This is a genomic window from Streptomyces sp. SP18CS02 (genome assembly GCF_036322365.1).
Lineage (GTDB): Bacteria > Actinomycetota > Actinomycetes > Streptomycetales > Streptomycetaceae > Streptomyces.
In genome coordinates, this window is record NZ_JAQYXC010000254.1 from 1 (window position 1) to 24,281 (window position 24,281).

General features: G+C 72.0%; 26 protein-coding genes. 17 read left to right on the forward strand and 9 right to left on the reverse strand.

Annotated features, from left to right (window positions below):
• Window positions 1-220 precede the first annotated feature (220 nt).
• Window positions 221-430 carry a DUF397 domain-containing protein gene (locus PUR26_RS04280; protein ID WP_329869360.1) on the reverse strand — a complete coding sequence of 70 codons (210 nt, stop codon included), beginning with the start codon at window positions 428-430 and terminating at the stop codon, window positions 221-223.
• Window positions 427-1,305, reverse strand: coding sequence for a helix-turn-helix domain-containing protein (locus PUR26_RS04285; RefSeq protein ID WP_329869362.1), 879 nt, complete (start codon window positions 1,303-1,305; stop codon window positions 427-429). Before PUR26_RS04285 ends, PUR26_RS04280 begins: the two co-directional genes overlap by 4 nt.
• 164 nt (window positions 1,306-1,469) lie before the next feature.
• Here PUR26_RS04285 and PUR26_RS04290 point away from each other — a divergent pair, with 164 nt between their 5' ends.
• The 3 genes from PUR26_RS04290 (at window position 1,470) to PUR26_RS04300 (ending at window position 5,567) form a co-directional block, all read left to right on the forward strand.
• Window positions 1,470-2,051, forward strand: a complete 582-nt coding sequence (locus tag PUR26_RS04290) for an ATP-binding protein (RefSeq protein ID WP_329869364.1) — start codon at window positions 1,470-1,472, stop codon at window positions 2,049-2,051.
• Window positions 2,052-2,190: 139 nt separating this feature from the next.
• Window positions 2,191-3,195, forward strand: coding sequence for a helix-turn-helix domain-containing protein (locus tag PUR26_RS04295; RefSeq protein WP_329869366.1), 1,005 nt, complete (start codon window positions 2,191-2,193; stop codon window positions 3,193-3,195).
• Window positions 3,196-3,455: 260 nt separating this feature from the next.
• Window positions 3,456-5,567, forward strand: coding sequence for a PIG-L family deacetylase (locus tag PUR26_RS04300; RefSeq protein ID WP_329869625.1), 2,112 nt, complete (start codon window positions 3,456-3,458; stop codon window positions 5,565-5,567).
• Window positions 5,568-5,770: 203 nt separating this feature from the next.
• On the opposite strand, the gene tuf is transcribed toward PUR26_RS04300, so the two are convergent.
• From tuf to PUR26_RS04330, 6 genes are all read right to left on the reverse strand, one after another.
• Entirely contained in the window at window positions 5,771-6,964 is a 1,194-nt protein-coding gene (gene tuf / locus PUR26_RS04305) for an elongation factor Tu (protein WP_329869368.1), read from the reverse strand.
• A 150-nt stretch (window positions 6,965-7,114) separates the two neighbouring features.
• On the reverse strand, window positions 7,115-9,241 hold the full coding sequence (fusA, locus tag PUR26_RS04310; RefSeq protein WP_329869370.1) for an elongation factor G: 2,127 nt from the start codon (window positions 9,239-9,241) through the stop codon (window positions 7,115-7,117).
• A gap of 38 nt (window positions 9,242-9,279) precedes the next feature.
• Complete coding sequence (gene rpsG, locus PUR26_RS04315; RefSeq protein WP_254372672.1) at window positions 9,280-9,750, reverse strand: 30S ribosomal protein S7; 471 nt, start codon at window positions 9,748-9,750, stop codon at window positions 9,280-9,282.
• Window positions 9,751-9,752: 2 nt separating this feature from the next.
• Window positions 9,753-10,124, reverse strand: a complete 372-nt coding sequence (rpsL, locus tag PUR26_RS04320) for a 30S ribosomal protein S12 (protein ID WP_003948652.1) — start codon at window positions 10,122-10,124, stop codon at window positions 9,753-9,755.
• 296 nt (window positions 10,125-10,420) lie between these two features.
• The gene (locus tag PUR26_RS04325; protein WP_329869374.1) at window positions 10,421-11,272 is read right to left on the reverse strand and encodes a hypothetical protein; all 852 of its coding nucleotides are present in this window, start codon (window positions 11,270-11,272) and stop codon (window positions 10,421-10,423) included.
• 230 nt (window positions 11,273-11,502) lie between these two features.
• Window positions 11,503-11,946, reverse strand: coding sequence for a helix-turn-helix domain-containing protein (locus PUR26_RS04330; RefSeq protein ID WP_329869376.1), 444 nt, complete (start codon window positions 11,944-11,946; stop codon window positions 11,503-11,505).
• A gap of 197 nt (window positions 11,947-12,143) precedes the next feature.
• On the opposite strand from PUR26_RS04330, the gene PUR26_RS04335 reads away from it, so the two are divergent.
• The 3 genes from PUR26_RS04335 to PUR26_RS04345 are packed head-to-tail and all read left to right on the forward strand — an operon-like array spanning window position 12,144 to window position 13,623.
• Window positions 12,144-12,560, forward strand: a complete 417-nt coding sequence (locus PUR26_RS04335) for a WhiB family transcriptional regulator (RefSeq protein WP_329869378.1) — start codon at window positions 12,144-12,146, stop codon at window positions 12,558-12,560.
• A gap of 41 nt (window positions 12,561-12,601) precedes the next feature.
• On the forward strand, window positions 12,602-13,387 hold the full coding sequence (locus tag PUR26_RS04340) for a hypothetical protein (protein ID WP_329869380.1): 786 nt from the start codon (window positions 12,602-12,604) through the stop codon (window positions 13,385-13,387).
• Entirely contained in the window at window positions 13,384-13,623 is a 240-nt protein-coding gene (locus PUR26_RS04345; RefSeq protein WP_329869382.1) for a hypothetical protein, read from the forward strand. Before PUR26_RS04340 ends, PUR26_RS04345 begins: the two co-directional genes overlap by 4 nt.
• A gap of 104 nt (window positions 13,624-13,727) precedes the next feature.
• Here the strand turns inward: PUR26_RS04345 and PUR26_RS04350 are convergent, their stop codons facing one another.
• A complete protein-coding gene (locus tag PUR26_RS04350; RefSeq protein ID WP_329869384.1) occupies window positions 13,728-14,330 on the reverse strand; it encodes a hypothetical protein in 603 nt (200 codons plus the stop codon).
• A gap of 216 nt (window positions 14,331-14,546) precedes the next feature.
• Between PUR26_RS04350 and PUR26_RS04355 the strand changes: the two genes are divergently transcribed.
• From PUR26_RS04355 to PUR26_RS04405, 11 genes are all read left to right on the forward strand, one after another.
• Window positions 14,547-14,954: a hypothetical protein gene (locus tag PUR26_RS04355; RefSeq protein ID WP_329869386.1), complete on the forward strand. Its 408-nt coding sequence runs from the start codon at window positions 14,547-14,549 to the stop codon at window positions 14,952-14,954.
• 104 nt (window positions 14,955-15,058) lie between these two features.
• Window positions 15,059-15,652 (forward strand): phage tail tube protein, encoded by a 594-nt coding sequence (locus PUR26_RS04360; RefSeq protein WP_329869388.1) that lies wholly within the window; start codon window positions 15,059-15,061, stop codon window positions 15,650-15,652.
• Between the two features lie 76 nt (window positions 15,653-15,728).
• On the forward strand, window positions 15,729-16,019 hold the full coding sequence (locus tag PUR26_RS04365; RefSeq protein WP_329869390.1) for a hypothetical protein: 291 nt from the start codon (window positions 15,729-15,731) through the stop codon (window positions 16,017-16,019).
• 65 nt (window positions 16,020-16,084) lie between these two features.
• Window positions 16,085-16,423, forward strand: coding sequence for a hypothetical protein (locus tag PUR26_RS04370; RefSeq protein ID WP_329869392.1), 339 nt, complete (start codon window positions 16,085-16,087; stop codon window positions 16,421-16,423).
• A 51-nt stretch (window positions 16,424-16,474) separates the two neighbouring features.
• A complete protein-coding gene (locus PUR26_RS04375) occupies window positions 16,475-17,158 on the forward strand; it encodes a hypothetical protein (protein WP_329869394.1) in 684 nt (227 codons plus the stop codon).
• 23 nt (window positions 17,159-17,181) lie between these two features.
• Window positions 17,182-18,372, forward strand: coding sequence for a phage tail protein (locus PUR26_RS04380; protein WP_329869395.1), 1,191 nt, complete (start codon window positions 17,182-17,184; stop codon window positions 18,370-18,372).
• Window positions 18,369-19,640, forward strand: coding sequence for a tape-measure protein (locus PUR26_RS04385; RefSeq protein ID WP_329869397.1), 1,272 nt, complete (start codon window positions 18,369-18,371; stop codon window positions 19,638-19,640). The genes PUR26_RS04380 and PUR26_RS04385 overlap by 4 nt, the downstream gene beginning before the upstream one ends.
• 125 nt (window positions 19,641-19,765) lie before the next feature.
• Window positions 19,766-20,686 carry a phage distal tail protein gene (locus PUR26_RS04390; RefSeq protein WP_329869399.1) on the forward strand — a complete coding sequence of 307 codons (921 nt, stop codon included), beginning with the start codon at window positions 19,766-19,768 and terminating at the stop codon, window positions 20,684-20,686.
• A gap of 103 nt (window positions 20,687-20,789) precedes the next feature.
• Window positions 20,790-21,971, forward strand: a complete 1,182-nt coding sequence (locus PUR26_RS04395; protein ID WP_329869400.1) for a hypothetical protein — start codon at window positions 20,790-20,792, stop codon at window positions 21,969-21,971.
• A gap of 189 nt (window positions 21,972-22,160) precedes the next feature.
• The gene (locus PUR26_RS04400) at window positions 22,161-23,063 is read left to right on the forward strand and encodes a phage distal tail protein (protein WP_329869402.1); all 903 of its coding nucleotides are present in this window, start codon (window positions 22,161-22,163) and stop codon (window positions 23,061-23,063) included.
• Window positions 23,064-23,091: 28 nt separating this feature from the next.
• Window positions 23,092-24,264, forward strand: a complete 1,173-nt coding sequence (locus PUR26_RS04405) for an H-type lectin domain-containing protein (protein WP_329869403.1) — start codon at window positions 23,092-23,094, stop codon at window positions 24,262-24,264.
• The last annotated feature ends 17 nt before the right edge of the window (window positions 24,265-24,281 follow it).

The following is a 24,281-nucleotide window of genomic DNA, read 5'->3' on the forward strand; positions in this document are numbered from 1 at the left end:
ATCTACGTCAGTGACGAGGTCCGTGAGCGGATCGTCGGCAGCACAGAACCCGAGCTCCTGCTCCGCTGGCTCACCCGCGCGGTCAGCGCCACGTCCGCCGAAGAGATCTTCGCGGAGGAGTAGCCACCGGGCGGGAGCCCGGTACGCACACCAGGAGCGCCCTCGCACCCGGCACCCGCCGGGTGCGGGGGTGTTCGGTCGGTGTAGCCAGTGCCCGGGGTCAGGACCGTGACGCGTACGTCAGGAAGTCCGACCAGGCAGCGGGCGCGACGGCGAGCCGGGGGCCCTCGGTGTTCTTGGAGTCCCGGACGTGGACGGCTGCGGGGGCGATCGCCACCTCGACGCAGTCGTTACCACTGCTGCTGTCGCTGTAGCTGCTCTTGAACCAGGCGATGGCACCGGCCGCCCCGGCAGAGGTGTCGCGGATCATGTCTCTCCCAGCACTTGCTCAATGAAGGCCAGCGACTCTCGTGGCGCAAGAGCCTGCGCCCGGATCATGCCATACCGCAATTCGAGGATCCTGAGCTGTTTTGGATCAGTGACCGCCCGTCCGCTGAAGGCCCCGCTTGAGCGCCCTACAGCCGTACCATCCCCGAACTTCAGCACTTCGATCCCACCGTCCAGTCCGGGGTGGGTCTCGCAGTTCAATGGCATCACTTGAAGCGAGACGCTCCTCAAGCGGGCGACTTCCAGCAGACGTTCAAGCTGGCGGCGCCACTCCATTCTGCCCCCGATGGGGCGCCGCAGCGCGGCTTCCTCCTGAACAAAGCTGAGCATGGGCGCAGGCGTACGGTCGAAGATCGACCGGCGGGCCATACGGGCGGCCACGCCTCGCTCGACCTCGTCCAGCGAGTACGCAGGCTGTCGGGTCTCCAGGAGCACGCGCGCGTGACTCTCCGTCTGCAACAAGCCATGGATGCCATGGTTGGCGTACACACAGAGCTCCACCGCCCGTGCCTCCATCCTGGCCAGGTCCCGGACCTTCTTCGGGTAGCGGACCTCCGCCACGTCCTGCTTCATGGCCGCGATCAGGCCGCCCGCCCGCAGCGCGGCGTCCGCCTTGTCCAGGTACTCGGGCCTCGGGATGCGGCGGCCGGCCTCGACCTTGTAGACGAGGTCCTCGCCGTACCCGATCGCCTGGCCGAATTCGGCCGCCCGGAGACCTGCCGCCTCACGGCGCAGCCGGAGCTGGCGGCCCACCGTGGCGACCACCGCCGCGCCCGACTCGTCGTCCGGGTCGACCTCCCAGCCGGGCTCGTCCGCCTCGCCCGTGGGCCCTTCCGTACCGTTCGCTTCCACCCGCACCCGCGCCACCTCCGACGTACCGCCGCCACTGGACCCCCCGTGCCCGCACAACCGCGCGGACAGGCCGGACAGCACGGGACAAGCTCCGGACAGTCACCGTACGCACGCCCAGAGTCACTGGCGCCCGAAAAGGTGGCGTCGGCAGGATGTGTGACGTGAACCACATGAACAGTCAACTCGGCATTCCCACACGTCACTTCACCGTGCAGTTGTCCCCCACGTCGCGCGGTGCCCGCCTCGCGCGGCTGCTCGCGACCGAGTGGCTGCGGGCGTGGGGCGTGCCGGGCGGGGCGATCGGGACCGCCGCGCAGCTCGTCGGCGAGCTCGCCGCCAACGCGGTCACGCACGGGCGCGTGGACGACCGGGACTTCCTGCTCGCGCTCCGCACGACGGACCGTGATCGCGCTCTGCGGATCGAGGTGACCGATACGTGCCACGACCGGCTGCCGAGCCCGCACCGGCCGTCCGCCCCCTACGACGAGTCGGGACGCGGGCTGCTGATCGTCGACGTCCTCGCGGACCGCTGGGGCGTGACCATGGGGCCGGTCCCGCGCAAGACGGTGTGGGCCGAGCTGGACCTCGTACCGGAGCCACGCGATCAGAGCGCATCGCGGCACGTCGCACCGGGTCACGGTTTTCCGGGTCCCGGTGGCCCGGGCGGTCTTTCCAAAGAAACGAAGGAGAAGAAAGAACCCCACCAGACCCCACCCCTCCCGCCCCCGGACCCGGCTCACCCACAGGGGTGAACATCTCCGACTGGACTGGCGGGGCGCCCCGTTGCGTGTTCTACGCTCACCACGACAACCGACCACAGACATGCGACGGCCCCCGCCGGGACGGCAATCCGGGCGAGGGCCTGACCACCGAGGAAGCAGTACCTTCCTGATGGATACCCAGCACTTTAGCGCTCCCCCGCACGCCCCGTCCGCCGTCGCGGACAGGCGCCCCGCCCCCGTCCGGACCCGCACCCACGGTGACCGCCGCGAGCGGCATCCGTACGGCGTGAGGCACGACAACACCCGGCACACCACCCGCTTCACCGTCGTCGGCAACCACCTCGTCCAGCATCCCGAGCTGTCCCTGACGGCGATCGGGCTGGCCGCCCACATCCAGTCCCTGCCCACCGGCACACTGGTGGACATCAGGACCCTGACCGCCAGGTTCCCCGAGGGCGCGGACCGCATCGCCGGGGCCCTTCGCGAGCTGGAGGTCCACGGCTATCTGCGGCGGGTCCGTGAGCGCCTGGCGAGCGGCCTGATGGTCACCCGCACGATCTCGTGCAACCAGCCCGGCGCGCGGCGGACCGAACCGGACGGCGGATGCGAGCGCGTGGCCCCGGACACTCCGGAGCGCGCCTGCCCGCCCGGACCACCGCCCGGCCGCCCGATCGGCGAGGACGACGCCGCGTGCGCTTCGGTGGCGCCGCCCGCCCCCGAGCCCGTACACGCCCCCCGCCGCGAAGCCGCGCCGCTGCGCGTGCCCCGGCCGGCCTTCCCCGCCGCCTCCCTCCTCGCGTCCGCAACCGCCCTGCTCTCGGGCCTGCACCGCCAGGACCCGCGCCTGCTGCTCTCCGCGCGGGACGCGGAGCGGCTGGCGCCAGGGGTCGCCGCGTGGCTGGAACGGGACGTCAGCGCGGAGTCCGTACGGCATGCCCTGACGGCGGACCTGCCGCCCGAGGGCGTGCGCCGCGCCGCCGGACTGCTCGCCCATCGGCTCACCGCCCTGCTCCCGCCACCGCCCGCGCCCCGCGCCGCCCCGGCCGCGCGGCAGCACCCGTTGCAGAACTGCGAGCGCTGCGACCGGGCGTTCCGGGCGCCGGAACCGGGCGAGTGCGGCGCTTGCCGGGCGCTTCCCGGGGACGCGGACCGGCCCCTCGGCCGGGTCGGGTGACGCCACGACAGAACCGTGAGGGGGACGCCCCGTTGGAACCGACCCCCGCGCCCCGAACGGATGTCCCGTTTCGAACAAAGGACGTCACCACGGGCAACCCCGGGCATCGCTCAGCCGTCTACTCGATCGCGGGGGCCGCGGCTCCGACCGCCCGCCCGCCGCCTGGGGAGATGACGTTACGCAGACGGGGCCCTCTGCCGGCCGCTGCGGGGGAAGCGGACGGAGCACCACACGTGGACGACAGCGCTGCTCGCGCAGGCATGGGCGGCTCGCCTCGCGAGACCCCCGGGCACACCGAGGACCGGGGCCCGCGGACGGGTGGGCGGCGGCCGCGGCGGCGCGGTGTCGTCGCCGCCCTCGCCGCCCTGACCGGCGCGACCGCCCTCGGCGCCTGCTCCGTGCCCGCCCCCCGGCGGGCCGGGCCCACCGCCGACCCGGCTCCCGGCATCCCCATCACCAGCTCGCGGCGCGCCCAGCTGATGCAGATCGCCGCCCACCCGGACGACGACCTGTACTTCATGAACCCGGACGCCCGGCGGATGCTCGACGCCGGGGTGCCGCTGGTGACGGTCTACGTCACGGCCGGCGAGCACGACGGCAGGAACCACATACCCGGCCGCAAGGGCACCCCCGCCGACAAGTCCGCCTACTCCTCCGCCCGCCACCAGGGCCTGCGCCAGGCGTACGCGACCATGCTCGGCCTGGACGTCTTCGCGAGCTGGCAGAAGGGCGTCGTCACGCTGCGCGGCGGCCGCCGGGCGGAGATCAACACCATCACCAACGGCAACCGGCGCGTGGAGCTGGTCTTCCTCAACCTCTCGATGCACGCCCCGCGACGCTGGATGGCCCTCCCCAGCCTGTGGAAGGACCGTGCGCTGGGCCTGCGGACCGTCGTGGCCGACGACTCGCCCGTGCGCAAGGCCGACGACTACGACTACGACCGGCTGATCGACGTGCTCGTCGGGCTGATGGAGCAGTACCGGCCGACCGTGATACACACCCTGGATCCCGACCCGGACATCCAGCACAGCGACGAGAAGACCCGCAAGAAGGACTCCGAGCAGCCCGGCTACTCGGACCACGCCGACCACACGGCGGTCGCCTGCTTCAGCTGGGCCGCGATGGTGCGCTGGGTCGCCGACGCGACGAAGGACGGCGGGGCGATACCCGCCTTCGTCACCACGTCGTTCCGCGGGTACTACAACCGCCACTGGCCCAAGAACCTGCCGCCCCAGGTCCTCCAGGAGAAGGCGTCGCACCTCGTCCCGTACGGCGGCGACCCGTCCTGGCAGTGCGGCAACAGCGCCGGATGCGGCGACTACAGCGTCGGCGGCAGGCGTCCGCTCACCAACAAGAAGGGCTGGGTGCGCGCCACCCACTACCGCTACCCGGACGCGGGGCCGGTCGTGACGACCGGACGCGACGGGCGCCTCACCGCGTACGGGGTGCTGGGGCTGCGCGCGGTGCGCTGGCGCGAGACGGAGGGCGGCAGCGGCCGGTGGGGCGCGCCGGACGACCTGGGCGGGGGGCCGCTGGCGCCCGGGCTCGGGGCGGCGGCGCTGCCGGACGGGCGGCAGCTGCTGTTCGGACTGCGGTTCGCCGCGCTCGGGGGGCACGGCGGGGCCAACAGGCGCGAGATCGTCGTGCTGGAGCAGCGCTCGCCGGGCGGTCCGTTCCGCGCCTGGGCGGGGCTCGGCAACCCGGAGCGCGGTGACGACCGGGGGCGGCGGCTGGGCGTTCCGGTGGCCGTGACCGGCGGGGACGGCCGGATCCACCTCTTCGTACGGAACGCGGACAAGGGCGTCAGCAGCCGGGTCCGTGACACGGACGGGGCCTGGGGCCCCTGGCGGGACCTGGGCGGCGAGGAGGTGCAGGACGGGCTGTCGGCCGCCGTGGACAGCGCGGGCCGGGTGCACCTCTTCGCGGCCGGGCGCGAGGGCGTCCACCACTGGTCGCAGGACGCGACCGGGTCGCCGGTGGTCTTCCGCGCGGACAGCGCGCTTCCGCTGTCCGGCGACCCGGTGGCGGTCGCCACCACGCCGACGGGGGACCTGGAGCTGTACTACCGGGCGCCGGCCGCCAAGGAGCTGCTGGCGGTCCGGGTGGACGGCGCCGCCCCCTCGCGCGTCCAGCTGGACGGACACGGGCCGGTCGGTGCGGCCGCCACGCCCAAGGGGCCGGTGCTGCTCGGCAAGGACGCCGACGGGCGGATGCTGCTGCGGGACGGGGACCGGCTGTCGACCCGTACGCGCGGGGCGGTGGCGGTGGAGGCCGCGACCCTGCACCTGGGCCGCGACGGCGCCCTCGCGATCGGCCTGGGCGCGGACGCGCACCCGTGGACGTGGGCGCCCGAGGCCCGTACCGAGAGCTGAGGCCGGACCCGGCCGGCCCGTTGCCGCCGAAGCGTCCGGGAGCCCCGAAGCATCAGGACGCCGGCCGGACGCGAAGAACCGGCCGGACACGGCGGTCCGGCGGGACGCGGAAGGCCCGGGGCGGAGCACGACAAGGGCCCCGCACCTTTCGGTGCGGGGCCCTTGCTGATGCTCCAGGGAGCTACCAGGTCATACCAACAAGACTACTTGTTGATCTTGACGACCTGGCCGGCGCCCACGGTCCGGCCACCCTCACGGATGGCGAACTTCAGGCCCTCCTCCATGGCGACGGGCTGGATCAGCGAGACCGTCATGGAGGTGTTGTCGCCCGGCATGACCATCTCGGTGCCCTCGGGGAGGGTCACGACGCCGGTCACGTCCGTGGTACGGAAGTAGAACTGCGGGCGGTAGTTGTTGAAGAACGGCGTGTGACGGCCACCCTCGTCCTTGGACAGGATGTACGCCTGGGCCTCGAACTCCGTGTGCGGCGTGACCGAACCCGGCTTGATGATGACCTGGCCGCGCTCGACGTCCTCGCGCTTGATGCCACGGAGGAGCAGACCGACGTTCTCACCGGCCTGGCCCTCGTCGAGCAGCTTGCGGAACATCTCGATGCCGGTGACCGTGGTGGTGGTCTTCTCCGGACGGATACCGACGATGTCGACGGTCTCGTTGACCTTGAGGACACCACGCTCGATACGACCGGTGACGACGGTGCCACGACCGGTGATCGTGAAGACGTCCTCGATCGGCATCAGGAACGGCTTGTCGACGTCACGCTCGGGCTGCGGGATCGCCTCGTCGACGGCGGCCATCAGGTTCAGGACCGACTGGCCCCACTCCTTGTCGCCCTCGAGCGCCTTGAGCGCCGAGACCTTGACGACCGGCAGGTCGTCGCCCGGGAACTCGTACTCGGAGAGGAGCTCACGGACCTCGAGCTCGACGAGCTCCAGGATCTCCTCGTCGTCCACCATGTCGGCCTTGTTCAGGGCGACGACGATGTACGGAACGCCGACCTGGCGGGCCAGGAGCACGTGCTCCTTGGTCTGCGGCATCGGGCCGTCGGTGGCGGCGACCACGAGGATGGCGCCGTCCATCTGCGCCGCACCCGTGATCATGTTCTTGATGTAGTCCGCGTGACCGGGGCAGTCGACGTGCGCGTAGTGACGCGACTCGGTCTGGTACTCGACGTGCGCGATGGAGATGGTGATACCGCGCTGGCGCTCCTCAGGAGCCTTGTCGATCTGGTCGAAGGCCGAGGCCTCGTTCAGGTCCGGGTACGCGTCGTGCAGCACCTTGGTAATGGCGGCCGTGAGGGTCGTCTTACCGTGGTCGATGTGACCGATGGTGCCGATGTTGACGTGCGGCTTAGTCCGCTCGAACTTCGCCTTCGCCACTGAGTCCTCCTGTGGAGTGGTTCTGTACGCCTTGCTTCATCGGCGCCAGGTGATCTTTGCTGGGATGCCGGCCCCCGGGGCACGTGGTGCGATCGGCACCGAATGCCCCGGAGTATCCGGTGACAAGCCTAAAGCGTGAACTCGGAAGAGTTACTCGCCCTTGGCCTTCGCGATGATCTCCTCGGCGACGTTCCGCGGAACCTCGGCGTAGGAGTCGAACTGCATCGAGTAGCTTGCGCGACCCGAGGTCTTGCTGCGGAGGTCTCCGACGTAGCCGAACATCTCCGAGAGAGGCACGAGGCCCTTCACGACGCGAGCGCCGCTGCGCTCCTCCATGGCCTGGATCTGGCCACGGCGGGAGTTGATGTCGCCGATGACCTCACCCATGTAGTCCTCGGGCGTGGTGACCTCGACGGACATCATCGGCTCGAGGATGACCGGCGAAGCCTTGCGCGCGGCCTCCTTGAAGGCCTGCGAACCGGCGATCTTGAACGCGAGCTCGGAGGAGTCGACCTCGTGGTAGCCACCGTCGAGAAGGATGACGCGGACGCCAGTCATCTCGTAGCCGGCCAGGATGCCGAACTGCATGGCCTCCTGAGCACCCGCGTCCACCGAGGGGATGTACTCCTTGGGGATGCGGCCACCGGTGACCTTGTTCACGAACTCGTACGAGGCGTCGCCGCCCTCGAGCGGCTCGATCGCGATCTGCACCTTGGCGAACTGACCGGTACCACCGGTCTGCTTCTTGTGGGTGTAGTCATGACGCTCGACGGCCTTGCGGATCGTCTCGCGGTACGCGACCTGCGGCTTGCCGACGTTCGCCTCGACCTTGAACTCGCGACGCATACGGTCGACGAGGACGTCGAGGTGAAGCTCGCCCATACCACCGATGATGGTCTGGCCGGTCTCCTCGTTGGTGTGCACCTGGAAGGAGGGGTCCTCCTCCGCGAGACGCTGGATGGCGACACCCAGCTTCTCCTGGTCACCCTTGGACTTGGGCTCGATGGCGACCTGGATGACCGGCGCCGGGAAGTCCATGGACTCCAGGATCACCGGGTTCTTCTCGTCGCACAGCGTCTCACCGGTGGTGGTCTGCTTCAGGCCCATGACGGCGACGATGTCGCCGGCGCCCACCGCGTCGATCTCCTCACGCTTGTTCGCGTGCATGCGGTAGATCTTGCCGATGCGCTCCTTCTTGCCCTTCACGGAGTTCAGCACCGAGGTGCCGGCCTCCAGGCGACCCGAGTAGACCCGGATGAAGGTGAGCTTGCCGAGGTGCGGGTCGCTCGCGATCTTGAAGGCGAGCGCCGACAGCGGCTCTTCCTCGGACGGCTTGCGCTTGACGACCTCCTCCGGGTCCTTGACGTCGTGGCCCTCGATGGCCTCGACGTCCAGGGGGGAGGGGAGGTAGCGCACGACGGCGTCGAGCAGGGGCTGAACGCCCTTGTTCTTGAACGCGGTACCACAGAACACCGGGGTGACCGTGGTGTCGCCGCCCTTGCCGGAAGCGATGGTGATACGACGGATCGCGGCGTACAGCTGCTCCTCGGAAGGCTCCTGGCCCTCCAGGTACAGCTCCATGATCTCTTCGTCGTTCTCCGCGACCGTCTCGAGCAGCTTGCCGCGCCACTCCTCGGCGGCCTCGGTGTGCGTGGCCGGGATGTCGACGACGTCGTACATCTCGCCCTTGGTCGCCTCGGCGGACCACACGAGGGCCTTCATGCGGACGAGGTCGACCACGCCCTTGAAGTCCATCTCGGCACCGATGGGCAGCTGCATCACGATCGGGGTCGCGCCGAGGCGGTCCACGATCATGTCGACGCAGCGGTGGAACTCGGCGCCGGTACGGTCGAGCTTGTTGACGAAGCAGATACGCGGAACGCCGTAGCGGTCCGCCTGACGCCAGACGGTCTCGGACTGGGGCTCCACACCGGCGACACCGTCGAACACCGTCACGGCGCCGTCGAGCACGCGCAGCGAACGCTCCACCTCGACGGTGAAGTCGACGTGGCCCGGGGTGTCGATGATGTTGATGGTGTGGTCGACGTCCTCGAGCGGCCAGTGGCAGGTCGTCGCGGCGGACGTGATCGTGATGCCGCGCTCCTGCTCCTGCTCCATCCAGTCCATCGTGGCTGCGCCGTCGTGGACTTCACCGATCTTGTAGCTCACACCGGTGTAAAACAGGATGCGCTCGGTGGTCGTCGTCTTGCCCGCGTCGATGTGGGCCATGATCCCGATGTTGCGGACCTTGGCCAGGTCAAGCGAAGTGGTGGCCATAAGGCTCAGTCTTCTCTCGGTTTCGATGTGGGTAGCGACTACCAGCGGTAGTGCGCGAAGGCCTTGTTGGACTCGGCCATCTTGTGGGTGTCCTCACGCTTCTTGACGGCAGCGCCAAGACCGTTGGACGCGTCGAGCAGCTCGTTCATGAGGCGCTCGGTCATCGTCTTCTCGCGGCGGGCGCGGGAGTAACCCACGACCCAGCGCAGCGCGAGGGTGGCGGCGCGACCGGGCTTGACCTCGATCGGCACCTGGTAGGTGGCGCCACCGACACGGCGGGACTTGACCTCGAGAGACGGCTTGACGTTCTCAAGGGCGCGCTTCAGCGTGATGACCGGGTCGGCGCCGGTCTTCTCGCGCAGGCCCTCCATGGCGCCGTACACGATCCGCTCGGCGGTGGAACGCTTGCCGTCGAGCAGAAGCTTGTTGATCAGCGACGTGACAAGGGGAGAGTTGTAGACCGGGTCGATGATGACCGGGCGCTTCGGGGCGGGGCCCTTACGAGGCATTCTTACTTCTCCTTCTTGGCGCCGTAGCGGCTGCGGGCCTGCTTGCGGTTCTTGACACCCTGGGTGTCGAGCGAACCGCGGATGATCTTGTAGCGAACACCCGGCAGGTCCTTCACACGGCCACCACGCACGAGCACGATGGAGTGCTCCTGCAGGTTGTGTCCCTCACCCGGGATGTAGGCCGTGACCTCGATGCCGGAGGTCAGACGCACACGCGCGACCTTACGGAGGGCCGAGTTCGGCTTCTTCGGGGTGGTCGTGAACACACGCGTGCAGACGCCGCGGCGCTGGGGCGAACCCTCGAGCGCGGGCGTCTTGTTCTTCTCGACCTTGTCCTGCCGGCCCTTCCGGACCAGCTGCTGGATCGTAGGCACTACTTCTCCGGTTTCTGTGTGCCGTAGTGAAACTAACCTGGAACAGTCACCGACCCACGCGGTCGGGTGTGTCGAATACTGCGGACTCCCACCCAAAGGCAGGAAGGAGCGCAGATTGCGGTGGCCCTTACGGACTCGCCGTGCGGTTGAGGACACGCACAGGAGCCCAGGCACACCCCAGGCACAAGGTCTGAGCGTACCTATCGCATGGACTCCGGTCAAAACAAATGCCACGCCAGCGCCCCGCCCCACGACGGCCCGCCACGCCCCTCTCACAGGGTGTCGCCGTCAGGCTCTCACAGGGTGTCGTCGTCCGGCGCGGCGGACGGCTCGCGCCGGGGCCGGGACGGACCGAGCCTGGGAATCGTGGGTACGCGGGAGTTGCGGCTCTTCGGTACGAAGGCGGGCCTGGCCCCCGGGTCGGTCTCCGCCCGCGCGGAACCGGCGGAAGCGTCGCCCGGCTCGTCCGCCGCGGCCTCCTGCCGGGCGCCGCTCCGGGGCGCGTGGCCGGTGCCGCCGCCGGGGGCCCGGCCGGTGCCGACGGCGGTGGAGCCGGTTCCGCCCGCCGGGGACCCGGGGCCGCTCGCGGCGGGGCCCGGGGACGGCGGACCGCCGCGCACCGGGTCGTCGCCGTCCTGCCGGTCCTGCGGGAAGGGGATCACCGCCGCCTGACCCGGCGTACGGCCCACCAGCCGCAGCGTCCGGGCGCGCGCGAGCCGGGCCTCCTCCAGCGCGGCGGCGTAGTGGGCGGCGGCGTCCCGCCAGCCGTCGGCGTACGCCCGCACCTCACGGCGGTCGAGTTCGTCGCGCAGGAGAAGGGCGATCTCCCCGGGGCCGTGGCGCTCCAGCAGTCTGCCGAGTAAGCCGAGCAGCCCCGGAACGTCGTCGGGCGGCAGCGGCGGGAGGCCGTCGGCCCCGGAACGGCCGTCGGAGCGGCGGTGCCGGCCGTCACGGTCGTCACGGTCGTCATGGGTGTCATGGCCGTCATGGCGGTCATGGGTGTCCGCGCGGCCGCCGTGGCCGCCGGCGGGGGTGTCACGGCTGCCGTGACCGTCGGCGTGGCCCTCGTGGCGGCCGCCGGCCGGGCCGTCGGCTGGCCGGGAGCGCTCGTCGCCCTCGGCCATGCGTATCTCTCTCTCGCGTCCCATCGCTGCCAATCCCGCCCTGGCGTCGGAGGCACACGTCGGTCACGCGTCAGCTCTGGTGACGGCTGCCGGGCGCGTGCGCGGCACTTGAGGGGCGTACAGCCTGCTCGTGGCGTGGGGGGCCAGGCCGGGCCAGCTTACTGGTGGGGGTCCGGAAGAACCTTTCCAGGCCCGGCCGAGCGCGCACGGGCGCCGACGGCCCGCGGCCGCGGGGCGGGCCGGCCGGGATCGGCTCAGTCGCGGGCGAGCGGGGCGCGCTCACCTCTGCGCACGGGCGAGGCCGGGAGGAACTGACCGGCGACCTTGATGAACATCTCCCGCTGGTCGGACGGGACGCCGAGGGCCGTCGCGGCCTCCTCCAGCGTGAGCTGCCGGGCCTCGGTACCGGTCGCCCCCTCGGCGGCCTGCGGCAGCGGCAGGTCCTCCTCGGTGAGCCGGCCGGACCGGATGAGCATGTCCCGCACGGGCACGTCCAGGACGTGGGCGAGGCGCCGGGTGGTCTCCAGGTCCGGCATGCTCTGCCGCTGGAGCAGCCGGGTGATGGCGGCGCGGTGGACGCCCGCCTCGTCGGCGAGGCGGGACTTGCCGCCCCCGCGCGGGCTGTCGATGTCGAAGCCGCGCCGACGGATGAGCTCCTCGATCCAGGCGGCGAACTGCTCCAGCTCATTGGCGGTCATGGATGGTCGCCTCCCTCCGAAGCGGGCCTCAGCTTATCGCGCTTGCGCGCACGGAATTACGTGGTCTCAGGCCTGTGGGGTGTGGATTGTGCAAAGGGACCCAAGGGAAAGAAGTTGCGTGCGAGCACGCAACATGCGAGGGTGCGAATCCGCAACAGCCCGCGTCCGGCGCGTCGCGCCGAGTCAGGAGCGCCGCCGTGTCCGTACCTGTGTCCGTGCCCGTGTCCCTGCCCGCCGCCGCGTCCCTGCCCGGAGCCGCGCCCGGACCTGCTCGCGCCCCCCGCCGTGGATCCGGGGGCCCGCCGCCCGGACCGGGAGCCGCGGCCCGTGGCGCGGGTCCCTCCGCGCCCGCCCTGCCGCTGCCCGAGGTCCTGGAGTTCCTCGGCTGGCGAGCGGCGGCGGCGTGCTCCGGTCTGCCCGCGCACGTCGTCTTCTCCCGCCGCGAGGCGGAGGCCCGGCCCGCCCTGCTCGCCTGCGGGCGCTGCCCCGTGGTGCGCGAGTGCGAGGAGACGGTCGCCCCGGCGGAGAGCTGGTTCGACGGCGTGAGCGCCGGACGGCTGTGGCGCAACGGGCGCCCGGTCGCTCCCCGTGGAAGGGCACCTCGCCCCGCATGACGATCCGTCCCCGCCCGCGCCCGTACCCCTTGGGAGGCACCGTGCCCGTACCGAACGACCCCGACCGCGTCCGCCGTGACGCCGCCCTGTGGATAGAAGCCCTCCTGCGGCAGTTCCCCGAGCTGCTGACCGAGCTCGCGCCCGGACGGCGGGCACCCGGGGCGGGACACGCCCCGAGCGGCCCCGGCGACGAGCTTCTGCGCGAGGAGCGGCACGAGGCGCTGCTCGTCGAGCAGCGGCACGGGCTCGCCGTGCCCGGCCACTCGGCCGCGCCCCTGCGGCTGCACGTCTCGGACGCGATCCGCGACATCACCGACGGGGTGGTCGAGCTGGACGAGGCCGTCCACGACAAGCTCGGGCTCGGGCGGCCGCGCCACGCCCGCGTACCGCAGCGCCTGTCGCGGATCGCCGGTCTGCTGGATCCGGCCCTGGCCCACCCGGCGCTGGTCGAGCACGTCCGCGACGAAGCCCGGCGGATGGCGCGGCGCTGCTCCCGCGCGCTCGGGGACACCGAGTCGATGGTCCGGGTGCGCGGGCGCTGCCCGTGGTGCGACTCGGTGTCCCTGCGCGCCTTCCCGGCCCGCCGGGCGGTGCTGTGCGTCAACCCGGCCTGCCGGTGCGAGGACGAGGAGTGCGACTGCCGTACGGATCCCGCCTACCGGCACGTATGGCGCGAGGCGCAGTGGGATGCGCTGGCCTCGTCGTCCGGGGGCGACGCCGGGGAGATCGGCGCCTCGATGGACGAGCGCGCGCGGGAGCGGGCGGGAGACACCGTGGACACGGGAGACATCGGAGACACGGGAGACACGGGAGGGAATCGGCGATGAGCGCGCTGATCGGCGGAGAACTGGCGGCGAGCGAGGCGGGGGTGGTGCCCGCCACCATCCGCAAGTGGGTCCAGCTCGGGCATCTGCGGCCGGCCGGTCATCGCGGGCGGGCCCTGCTCTACCGGCTGGAGGACGTGTTCGCGGCGGAGCGCGCGGCGCGGCGCAGGCCCGCCGGCCTCGGCGCCCCCGCCGCCGGGGGCCACAGCGGGCACGGCGATGCGCCGGCCGCCGGCTGAGCCGTCGGCGCGGAGACCAGAGGCGGCCGCCCCTTCGCGGGGCGGCCGCCTCTTCTCGCGTCTCCGGCGTCTCCGGCGTGCCCGCGGACCGGGAGGTGGGGGTGTCATGGGCCGTCACCCCTGACAGGCCGCCCGGGACCGCCGGACGCCCCGGGACCGCCGGACGCCCCGGGACCGCCGGGGCCGCGGGGACCGCCCGGGCCGCGGGGACCGTCCGGGCCGCCGGAGGCACCGGAGACACCTGGCCGCCTGTCGGGGCTCTCGGGTTTTCCGGGGCTATCGGGCTTCTCGGGGTCGGGGTTTCCGGGCTTCTCGGGGTCGGGGTTTCCGGGCTTCTCGGGGTCTCCGGCGCTCACAGAGCTCTCGGCGCCTCCGGGGCGCCCGGACCGCTCCGGGGGGCCGGCGAGGTTCTCGGGGCCGCCGGGCCGTTCGGCGTGGACGCGCGGCACACGGGCCCCATCGGCACCGGGGTGCGTGCCGGTCAGCCGTACCGCCTCCTGCCAGCCGCTGGTGAACCCGCGGACCTCGGCGTCGACGGCGATGCGCGCGCCGATCTTGCCGACGACGGCGGTGAGCGTTCTCGCGACCTCTCCGGTGTACGTACCGGACTCCCCCGCCTCCGCGGCGACTTCCACGACTGCGGCGACCACCTCGGTCAGCCGCTCTTGAGCACTGCTGACCATGCGCACCTCCACATGCACCGCCACCTTTTCGAATACACGTTCGAAGTAGGCAGCGTAACGCGCCGGGGTCGGCGGACACCACTCCGAACGACGTTCCAAGTGCGGCCGCGCACGAACTAGTTGCGCGCTCGCACGATCTCAATCACAATGAGTGCAGCGGCGGAGCTGTGCCCCCATCCCTCCGGGACACAGCTCCGCCGTCCTCGTCTCCCCCGCGTACGAATGGAGTGACATCCCGTCATGAGCTCAGCCCCGAGCACGTTCCCCGACGTGGAGGCCATCGTCGTGGACCTCCTCTCCGACCGCCCGGAGCTGGCGGGGGCGATCGTGGACGAGACCCCGCCGCCCGGCTTCGACGGCACGGCGCGGGCCGTGATCGTCTCCCGGCGCGGCGGTGCCTGGATCGACGATCTGCACCTCGACCAGCCGCTGATCGAGCTGGAGGTCTACGGCCCCGACAAACCGGCCGCGCACACCCTCGCCAACGCGGCGCGGGCGGTGCTGCTCCAGTCGGCCGGCACGGTTCACGGGTCCTCGACCGTCACGGACGTCAGCGAGGCCGACGGCCCCCGCTGGCTGCCCGACTACCTCTACACCGCGGCCAACCGCTATCTCTGCGTGCTGCGGTTCTCCCTGCGTACGGCCTGAACACGCCCCGTACGCCCCACAGTCCAGGCCCCGCCACCCACGGCGGGGCCTTTGCCGTATCCGCGGCAGCCCTCAGGCACCACCTCACCCAAGGAGTACCAGTCATGGCAGGAAACAACGCGTCCGAGATCCGTGTGGCCGGTACCGGCCGAGTCCTCGTGGGCACGGTCGGCGCCGCCGCCCCGACCACCTTCTCCGCCAACCCGGCGGCCGACTGGGGCGCGGCGTGGACGGACCTCGGCTACACCACCACCGACGGCGTGACCTTCGCCAAGAAGGACAAGCTCGACCCGGTGGAGACCTGGCAGGCCATCAGCCCGGCCCGGTTCGTCTACTCGGACCGTGACCTCACGCTGAAGTTCGCGATGCTCCAGTTCAACGAGGACACGCTGCCGTTCTTCATCGGCGGCAGCAAGGCCGACGTCAAGCCGGTCGCCGACGCCGCCGGCGTCTTCAGCCTCAGCATCCCGGACGGCCCGACCTTCGACGAGCGCGCGCTCGGCCTGGAGTTCACGGACGGCACCAACATCACGTACCGCTTCGTGATCCCGCGCGGCCAGGTGACCGCCGCCGACGACATCAAGCTCGCCCGCAAGTCCGCGGCGTCGCTCGGTGTCACCTTCACCGCGCTGTCCTCGGGCGACAACGCGCCGCTGGCCACCTTCGTGATGAAGGACCCGGCGTACTCCGCCGTGTGACACCCGCCGGGCGGGGCCGTCCACGGCCCCGCCCGGCACCGCCCACCCCCTTCTCTCTCCCTGGAGGCACCCGCCCATGGCCCGCTTCGACGTCAACGCCGCACGCGCGCAGCGCATGGAGGCCGTCGGCCGTTCCTGGTCCTTCGACCTGGACGGCGACACCTTCCAGCTCCCGACCGAACTCACCCGTGTCACCGCCAAGGCACTCCAGCAGCTCGACGACAACGACGTCGACGGACTGCTGGGGCTGCTGATGGGCGCCGAGCAGTTCGAGCGCTTCACCCGGCACGACATCACCATGCAGGACATCGCCGGGATCCTTGAGGCGTACGGCAAGGAGACCGGGCTCGGCCTGGGGGAAGACTGAGCCTCGTCGCGTTCGCCGAAGAACACGCCGAGGCCCTCGAAGCCGACCTGCTCCGTTACTACGGCGTGGACCTGCTCGACTGGCACCGCGGCCGGCTGACCTCCCGTCGGCTCGCGGTGCTCGTCAAGCACCTGCCACGCGACAGCGCGGTCAACCGCGACCTGTACGGCGAAGAGGCCGAGTGGTCGGTCACCGACCACCTGCTGGCGGCGGTGGTGGACCATCTGGCCGCCGCGAACTGGATGTTCGCCACGGTCAACACGGACGAGGACGGCGAACCGCCGGAGCCCCCGGCGCCGGTGCCGCGGCCGGGTGACACCGCCGCGGACGGCGCGGCAGGCACCGAAGACGCCGCAGGCCCGGAAGCCCCCAGCCCCTCCGAACTGCTCGGCTTCTTCAGGTGACCTCTCGCCACCGGGAGAACGCCCTCACCCGAACCCCACTGCGAGGTGGACATGGCCAGAGATACGGCACAACTGGACAGGGACCTCGGCATCGCCGAGGGCGCCATCAAATCCTTCCGCACGACGATAGCCAGTCATGGAGGGACGCTCGCCACCCATGGCTCCGACATCGCGACGCTGAAGGAGTCCTACAAGGAGGACCGCCGCACCCTGAGCGGAAACTCCACGAGCATCGCCGGCCTGAGCAGGACCATCAGCGACCTGAGCATCTCCCAGAGCAAGCTGAGCGGAACGCTCACCGGAGTCGGTGCGACGGTCACCGGGCTGACGCTCGCCACCATCGGAATCTCCCTTTTCAAGGTCGACGAAAAGGGGATCACCATTCTCGGCGCCACACGCGAGTTCAAATGGACCAACACGTGGATCGACAAGTGGCAGAAGGTATTCGAAAGCCGGACGCAGAAAGCGAAGAGGCGCGAGAAGGAGCAGGACGACGCGATCCTGGAAAACCTCCGGCGTGACATGGACAAGATCAAGGAAGCCCTCCGGGGTGCGGCGCGGGCCGGTCAGGCCACGCAGGCCCAGCGCCAGAGGGAGGCGGACCGGGTCGCCGGACTCCCCGCCCATCGCCTTCCGCGCGGAGTCGACAACGCCAGCCCCACGATCAAGGGAGTGGCCTCCGACCTCCGTGTCCTGCGCAGCACCGTCGACGCACTCGCCACCGCCTTCGCCTGATCGCCCTATCGCAAGGAGTCGCCATGTCGCTCGCTTCCGCAGCAGCACGGGCCGCGGGCTCACTGAAACAGTTCAAGGCCCAGGCCGACGGTTCGGCCCGGGCGGCCCAGAGCATCGGCCAGGGCGCCCGTACCGGACAGAGCGGGCTGAGCGCGCTCCGGTCCGCCGCCCAGGGGTCCACCCGTGAGCTGAACAACCTCAGATCGGCCGCCGACCGGGCGGACAAGTCGCTCTCCAAGGCCGGTCAGGCCGGCCAGCGGGGCGGCACCCAGATCGGCAACTTCAAGAAGGGGGCCGACAACGCCTCCAAGGGCATGAACGGCCTCAACAAGTCGATGAAGGGCAATTTCATCGGCACTCTGCTCAATCTGCTCGCCCCGCTGATCCAGAAGGTCGTCGACATGGCGACCCAGTCCAAGACGATGCAGAAGGTGCTCAAGGTCGCCTTCGACGCCATCAAGAAGGTCATCAGCAGTGTCATGAAGGCCGTGGGGCCGATCATGAAGGCCGCGGGCGACCTGATCAAAAAGGTGTGGGACGGCATCAAGAAGGCCGTCACGGTGGTCGTGCAGGCCGTCGCCAAGGTCATCACGACGTACTTCAACGCCTGGAAAAATGTCATCACGACGGTGATGAACGCCGTCAAGTCGGTGATATCCGGTGTCTGGAACGGCATCAAGAACATCATCTCGCCCGTCATCAACTGGGTCCGCGATGTCATTCCCCAGGCGTTCACCAAGGTCAAGGACAAGCTGTCCAGCATCTGGGGCGGGCTCAAGGGCATCGCCTCGCGCGCCTTCGACGCCATCAAGGGAGCCGTCCGCGGCCCGATCAACGCCGTCATCGACCTGATCAACTCGGCCATCGGCAAGCTCAACGGCATCAAGGTGTCGATCCCCGGCTGGGTGCCGCTCGTCGGCGGCAAGACCTTCGGCGTCAGCCTGCCCCGCATCCCCCGCCTCGCCGAGGGCGGCGTCATCACCCCCCGGGCCGGCGGCGTCCCGGCGATCATCGCCGAGGCGGGCGAGGCCGAGGCCGTGCTCCCGCTGTCCAAGCTGAACCGGCTGCTGCGGCACACCGCGGCCCGGGCCAGGGCCCGGAGCGTCACCACGGGCGGGTCCGGATTCCACATCGAGCACTACTACGCCGCCCCCTCCAGTGACGTACGGGACACGGCGAAGGCGCTGATGTTCCTGGCGAAGGCCCGCGGATGAGTGCCGCGGCCCTTCCGGCGATGGATCCGATGGCCGGCGTGGCGGCCGCGCTGCGCGGCCTCCGCGGGCACCTGTCGGGCACGACGGGGTCCCTGCGGACCATCGGCCGGGGCATCAGGGCGGCGGCCGGGACCCTCGACGGCATACGGCCCGGCACGCAGGCGTCGGCCACCGCGGTGGGCGGCCTCAAGGCGGGGGCCGAGGCGTCCGGGCGCTCCGCCGTCGCGACCGGACGGACGGCCGGGACCGCGGGCTCCCGGCTGCGGAGCCCGAACGGCCGGGTGCGGTCGGCGGGCGGCGCCCTGGGCGCCCTGGCCGCCGAGGCCGGCGGGTTCGTCTCCGTGGCCGATCTGCTGGGCGCCGCCGGGATCACCGTGGGAGGCTTCATGGCCGTCTTCGGCGGCGCGCTGGCCGTCGCGGCCGGTGCCATGACGGCCGTCAACATCGCCATGCGGGCCAATCCGCTCGGCTTCGTCCTCGGCCTGCTGGTCCCCGTGATCGGCTACCTCATCGAGCTGGCGGTCGAATCGCAGACCGGGCAGCGGATCATGAGGCAGGTCTTCACCCAGGTCCTCAAGGGCTTCCAGGGCATCGGGAAGTTCCTCGCCCCGGTCGTCCGGGCCTACGCCACCGTCGTCTCGGCGTACTTCACGGCCGTACTGACCATCGTCACCGGCGTCCTCAAGGTGATCGGCGCGCTCCTCGACAAGGGGTTCCCCGCCGTCCGCCAGAAGGTCGAGGGCGTGACCCGGGCGCTCAGCGGGATCGTGCGGAGCACCTGGGACAGCCTGCAGAACGGCGTCAGGCCCGTCCTGGACTGGATCACGCAGAAGATCCCGGACGCCTTCACCCGGGTGACGAACGCGACGGGCGACGCCCTCGGAGGCATCGGCGACTTCATCCTGACCGGGCTCCAGGCCGTCGTCGGCGTGATGAAGGCGCCGCTCGAAGGACTGATCTCCTTCGCCAACTGGGTCATCGACGGCCTCAACAGCCTCAGTTTCAGCATCCTCGGCAAGAAGTTCGGCGTCGACATCCCGAAGATCCCGATGCTCGCCGAGGGCGGTGTGGTCACCCCGCCGCACGGCTCGCGCCCCGGATCCGTCCTTCCGCTCGCCGCCCTGGAGCAGCTGCGGCCCGCCGAACCCGGCAGCCGGGCGGACACGTCCGGGCCGCGCCGCGTCGGCCTGCACACCTTCCACGAGCCGGCCGGCGGCAGCGCGTACGGGATCGCCGAGGACCTGCTCTTCCTGGCCCGCGCCTCGTGAGCGCGTCCCCGCGCCCTCCCCGCAGGCCCCCGACGACGCCCTCCCCGTGAGCGCGCGTCCCCGCGCCCTCCCCGCAGGCCCCCGACGACGCCCGCTCCCGCCTCATGACAGGAGGTGACGGCCGTATGGCCGCGACCGCCACGACGACCCCCCGCACACCCGACGACACCTCACCCGGCTCATTGATCGCCCGCGACGGGCAGATCCAGTGGGCCGGACTGCTGCTCGGCCCCGGCACCCCGTACGAGATCGACCGGCAGGGGATGACCGGCTGGGAGGACCTCCCCGAGGCCGACCTCTCGGACGCCGACCGCCCGACCGCGCACGGGGCCTGGCCCGGCGCCCAGTACGCCCGCCCCCGCCGGATCGGCGCCCAGGTGTGGCTGCTGACGCCGCCGGGCGGCGACCCGCTCGACACCCTGCGCACCCTGCGCCGGAGCCTCGCCCTGGGCGACGAGGAGCAGTGGCTGGCCGTGCGCGTGCACGGCGAGACCCTCGTCGTACGGGCCAGGGTCACCCAGCGCGTGCTGCCCGCCGACCGGCAGCTGATCACCCAGGGCGTCGCCAGGGCGAGCGTCCAGTGGCTCGCCACCGACCCGCGGCGCTACGCCGTGGACGAGCGGTCCGCCTCCACCGGCGCGCCCGAGCCGGAGACCGGGCTGACCTGGCCGCTGACCTGGCCCCTGGAGTGGGGGGAGGCGGCCAGTACCGGCGACATGGCGGTCACCAACGACGGATCGGCCCCGACCCAGCCGGTGATCACCTTCCGCGGGCCCTGCGTCAACCCCGCGCTGACCGAGCGCGGCAGCGGCCGCCGGCTGCGCTACCTCATCGAGCTGGCCGCCGACGACGAACTGGTCGTGGACACCGCCGCCGGCACGGTCACCCTCAACGGCACCGCGTCCCGCCGGCACACCGCCGCCCCCGACAGCGGGCCCGAGGAGCTCTTCGCGTTCGGCGCCGGTCGCGGCGAACTGGCCTTCCGCCCGGAGTGGTCGGCCCCGGGCGCGTCCGCCTCCGTGCGCTGGCGCAGCGCCGAGTGGTGACGCGACGCCCGCGACCGGCGCGGCACCCGGGCCGGTCGCCGCGACCGCGCCGGCCCCCGGACGACCGACCGGGCCCACGGCCCCGAGCAGAGAGGCGACGACGATGAACGTACGCAGCGGATGGCTGGCGCCGTCCGGCCAGACCCGCGAGGACACCCGCGTCACGGCGCTCGGCGCGCTCACCCCCGAGTCGCCGGTGCGCACCCGCTCCGGCATCCTGCCGGGTTCCGCCGACGGCACGCACCGGATCTCCGGCTTCACCGTCTCCGGCGCGTCCGCGATGGCCGCGACGGTGTTCCCCGGCCGGGCGATCGTCCAGGGCATGGACAGCCAGGGCGCCTACCCGGTGGCGCTCACCCAGCCCACCGCGCTGACCTTCGCCGACGGCCACGCCCAGCACGACCGGGTCGACCTGGTCGTGCTGCGCGTGTACGACGACCTGTACGACGGTTCGCAGCGCGCGGAGGCCGTCGTGGAGGTCCTCCAGGGCACCGCCGCCCCGGTCCCGGCCGCCCCCGCCGTGCCCGGCACCGCGCTGGCGCTGTACGAGGTGCGGGTGGCGGCCGGGGCGAGCGCGGGGAACGGGGGGATCGCCTGGGCGGCCGCGCTGACCGACCGGCGCACCACGACCGTCGCGCTGGGCGGGGTCCTCCCGGTCACCGGCGACTCCGGCAACGGCGCCTATCCCGGCCAGTACCGCGACCTGAACGGCGTGCTCCAGCGCTGGGACGGGGCGCGCTGGGAGGCGTACGGCCGCGGGATCGGGGGCATCGCGCCGGCCGGCGCCCACAGCGGGGACGGCTATCCGGGCCAGTACCGGGACACGGCCACGCGGCTGGAGCGGTGGGACGGGACGCTCTGGCGTCCGGCGGTGCCCGGGCCGGCGTACACGCTCTCCAACGACGCCGGTTACACGAAGTCGACGGCCTTCACCGACAAACTGCTCGACACTCCGGGCACCGCGATGGCGCTGCCGTTCACCGCGCCGCGCACCGGGGGCGTCCTGGTCACGGTGGGCGCCCGCATCAAGATGGTCACCTCGTCGACCGCGTACGGCTTCGCGGGCGCCGTGGTCCGGCGCGGCACCACCGTCGTCTCGCCGGCCAACGACGACCTGTGTGCCGTGTACGCGGGGTCCCGCTACATGTCCGTGACGTCCACGTACCGCGTGACCGGGCTCGCCGCCGGGGCGGAGCACGTGGTCACGGCGCTCTACCGGACCGAGGACGCGGCCGTGGAGGCGTGGTTCGACACCCGCTACCTCCGTGTCGACCCCCTGCTCTGAGGCCCGCCCCCTGCCCCGGCCCGCTCCCGCCGGGCCCGTCCCACGAGCCGCTCCCGGGCCGCCGGCCCGGGGCACCGCCCCGGACGCCCGGCCCCCGGCACACCCGCCCGGCACCACCCGCTCAGGACACCCGCCCGGCACCCCGCTCCGAGGCCGCTGCGAGGCCGTGACGCTGCGAGGCAACCGCACATGACCGACACCACATCCGCGCCCGGCTCACTGATCACCCTCGACGGGCAGATCCAGTGGGCCGGGCTTCTTCTGGGCCCCACCACCCCGTTCCAGATCGACCGCGACGGCCTCACCGGCTGGGCCGACCTGCCCGCCCTGGACGCCGCCGACGCCGACCGGCCCACGGCACACGGCGCCTGGCCCGGTGCCCGCTGGGCCCGTCCGCGCGTCGTCACGGCGGGCGTCTGGCTGCTGCCGGACGCCGCTCCCGGCGCCCCGGGCGAACTGCTGGACGCGTTCGTCCGCGCCACCGGGACCGGAACCGACGACGCCGAACAGTGGCTGGCCGTCCGGCTGCACGGCCGTACCACCGCCGTACGGGCGCGGATCGCCCAGCGCGCCGTCCCCACCGACCGGAGGTTCACCACCGGCGGCGCCACCAGGGTGACCGTGCAGTGGACGGCCACCGATCCGCGCCGCTACGAGCCGCAGGAGCAGAGCGTCTCGCTCGCCCTCCCCCGCTACGGCGCGGGCCTCGGCTATCCGCTCGGCTACCCGCTGGACTACGGCGCCCCTGCCTCCGGCGGCTCCGCCGTCGCCGTGAACAGCGGCTCGGTGGCGACCTGCCCCCGCGTCGAGTTCACGGGCCCGGTCACCCGCCCGCGGCTGGTCAACCACACCACCGGCCGGGTCCTGGAGTACGACATCACGCTCGCGGCCGACGACCGGCTGACCGTGGACGTCCAGGAAGGGACCGTCCTGCTGGGCGGACGCGCCTCACGGCTGTACACGGCGGCCCCCGGCAGCAGCCCCGAGCAGTCGTTCGTCCTCTCGCCCGGCGAGAACCGGCTCGACTTCCGCGCCCCCGACGGCGATCCGGCCGCGGCCGCCCGCCTGAGCTGGCGCTCGGCCCACCTCTAGCCCCCATCACCTTCAGGGAGAACAGACGATGAGCGTACGAGTAGGGCGGCTGAGCAGCGGCATGTCCCCCGAGGACCACCGTCTGGCGGCCTCCGCGGGAATGACCCCGAGCGGCCCGCTGACCACCCGCGGCGGCTGCGTACCGGGCGGACTCGATCTGCGGCCCGCCTCCGCCATGCAGGCGACCCTCACCCCCGGCCGGCTCTGGATCCAGGGCGCCCACGCGGCCACCCAGGGCGGCTACGCCGTCGCCGTGGACGCGGACGAGCTGCTGACGTTCAGCCCCGGGCACGCGACCTACGGCCGCATCGACGCCGTGGTGGTGAAGGTCCACGACCCGGTCTACGACGGGTCGACCACGCCCAAGGGCGAGGTACTGGTCATCGAGGGCGCTGCCACGGCCACCCCGGTGGCCCCGGTCTCCCCCGCCAACAGCGAGAAGCTGTACGAGGTGACCGTCCCGGCCGGGGCGAGCGCCGGCAGCGGCGGCCTCGACTGGGCCGCCGCCGTGGCCGAACGGCGCCGCTACACCGCCGCGCTCGGCGGGATCGTCCCGCCTGGCTGGGCGGGCGGATTCGACGGCGGCTACCCGGGCCAGTACCGGGACCTCGACGGTGTGCTCCAGCGCTGGAGCGGCACGGTGTGGGAGCCGATCCTGCGGCTCGGCAACAACGGCGTCCTGCAGCTCGGCGACGCCCGTCTGTACCGGGACGCGGTCAACACCGTCGGCACCGACTCGATCCTGCGGTTCCGCGAGGCGGAACCCGCCTCCGACGCCATCTCGGTGCGCGTGCGCGACGACGGGGCGTCCCGCCTGCTGATCAAGGCGAGCGGCGCGCTGATGTGGGGCGCCGGCGGCACCGCCGTGGTGGACACCTCGCTCTACCGGGCGGCCGCCAACACCCTCAAGACGGACGACGACTTCATCGTCCGTACGCACAAGGCGCACTACGGCGAGAGCCGCACCGAGACGCTGACCTTCACCAACAGCACCTCGCACACCCGGGTCGTCACCTTCGACACGCCGTTCGCCGCCCCGCCGCGGGTCTACTGCAACATCAACTCCGGTGTGGGCTCCACCGCCCAGTGGCACGCGCGCGCGTTCGGCATCTCCGCCACCGAGTTCTCCCTGTTCGTCTTCGGGCCGGCGGCCGCCTCCTGGTCGGGCGTCCCGGTCTCCTGGACCGCCCTGGCGTCCTGAACCCTCTTCCAAGGAGC

What these genes read in the sequence shown, in the direction of transcription:
- PUR26_RS04295 (WP_329869366.1), top strand. Translation starts at nt 2,191, where the DNA reads ATGGATACCCAGCACTTTAGCGCTCCCCCGCACGCCCCGTCCGCCGTC.
- PUR26_RS04405 (WP_329869403.1), top strand. Translation starts at nt 23,092, where the DNA reads ATGAGCGTACGAGTAGGGCGGCTGAGCAGCGGCATGTCCCCCGAGGAC.
- PUR26_RS04360 (WP_329869388.1), top strand. Translation starts at nt 15,059, where the DNA reads ATGGCAGGAAACAACGCGTCCGAGATCCGTGTGGCCGGTACCGGCCGA.
- PUR26_RS04290 (WP_329869364.1), top strand. Translation starts at nt 1,470, where the DNA reads ATGAACAGTCAACTCGGCATTCCCACACGTCACTTCACCGTGCAGTTG.
- PUR26_RS04280 (WP_329869360.1), bottom strand. Translation starts at nt 430, where the DNA reads ATGATCCGCGACACCTCTGCCGGGGCGGCCGGTGCCATCGCCTGGTTC.
- PUR26_RS04395 (WP_329869400.1), top strand. Translation starts at nt 20,790, where the DNA reads ATGAACGTACGCAGCGGATGGCTGGCGCCGTCCGGCCAGACCCGCGAG.
- rpsG (WP_254372672.1), bottom strand. Translation starts at nt 9,750, where the DNA reads ATGCCTCGTAAGGGCCCCGCCCCGAAGCGCCCGGTCATCATCGACCCG.
- PUR26_RS04325 (WP_329869374.1), bottom strand. Translation starts at nt 11,272, where the DNA reads ATGGGACGCGAGAGAGAGATACGCATGGCCGAGGGCGACGAGCGCTCC.
- PUR26_RS04365 (WP_329869390.1), top strand. Translation starts at nt 15,729, where the DNA reads ATGGCCCGCTTCGACGTCAACGCCGCACGCGCGCAGCGCATGGAGGCC.
- PUR26_RS04385 (WP_329869397.1), top strand. Translation starts at nt 18,369, where the DNA reads ATGAGTGCCGCGGCCCTTCCGGCGATGGATCCGATGGCCGGCGTGGCG.
- fusA (WP_329869370.1), bottom strand. Translation starts at nt 9,241, where the DNA reads ATGGCCACCACTTCGCTTGACCTGGCCAAGGTCCGCAACATCGGGATC.
- PUR26_RS04355 (WP_329869386.1), top strand. Translation starts at nt 14,547, where the DNA reads ATGAGCTCAGCCCCGAGCACGTTCCCCGACGTGGAGGCCATCGTCGTG.
- PUR26_RS04345 (WP_329869382.1), top strand. Translation starts at nt 13,384, where the DNA reads ATGAGCGCGCTGATCGGCGGAGAACTGGCGGCGAGCGAGGCGGGGGTG.
- PUR26_RS04400 (WP_329869402.1), top strand. Translation starts at nt 22,161, where the DNA reads ATGACCGACACCACATCCGCGCCCGGCTCACTGATCACCCTCGACGGG.
- PUR26_RS04300 (WP_329869625.1), top strand. Translation starts at nt 3,456, where the DNA reads ATGGGCGGCTCGCCTCGCGAGACCCCCGGGCACACCGAGGACCGGGGC.
- PUR26_RS04375 (WP_329869394.1), top strand. Translation starts at nt 16,475, where the DNA reads ATGGCCAGAGATACGGCACAACTGGACAGGGACCTCGGCATCGCCGAG.
- PUR26_RS04390 (WP_329869399.1), top strand. Translation starts at nt 19,766, where the DNA reads ATGGCCGCGACCGCCACGACGACCCCCCGCACACCCGACGACACCTCA.
- PUR26_RS04380 (WP_329869395.1), top strand. Translation starts at nt 17,182, where the DNA reads ATGTCGCTCGCTTCCGCAGCAGCACGGGCCGCGGGCTCACTGAAACAG.
- PUR26_RS04330 (WP_329869376.1), bottom strand. Translation starts at nt 11,946, where the DNA reads ATGACCGCCAATGAGCTGGAGCAGTTCGCCGCCTGGATCGAGGAGCTC.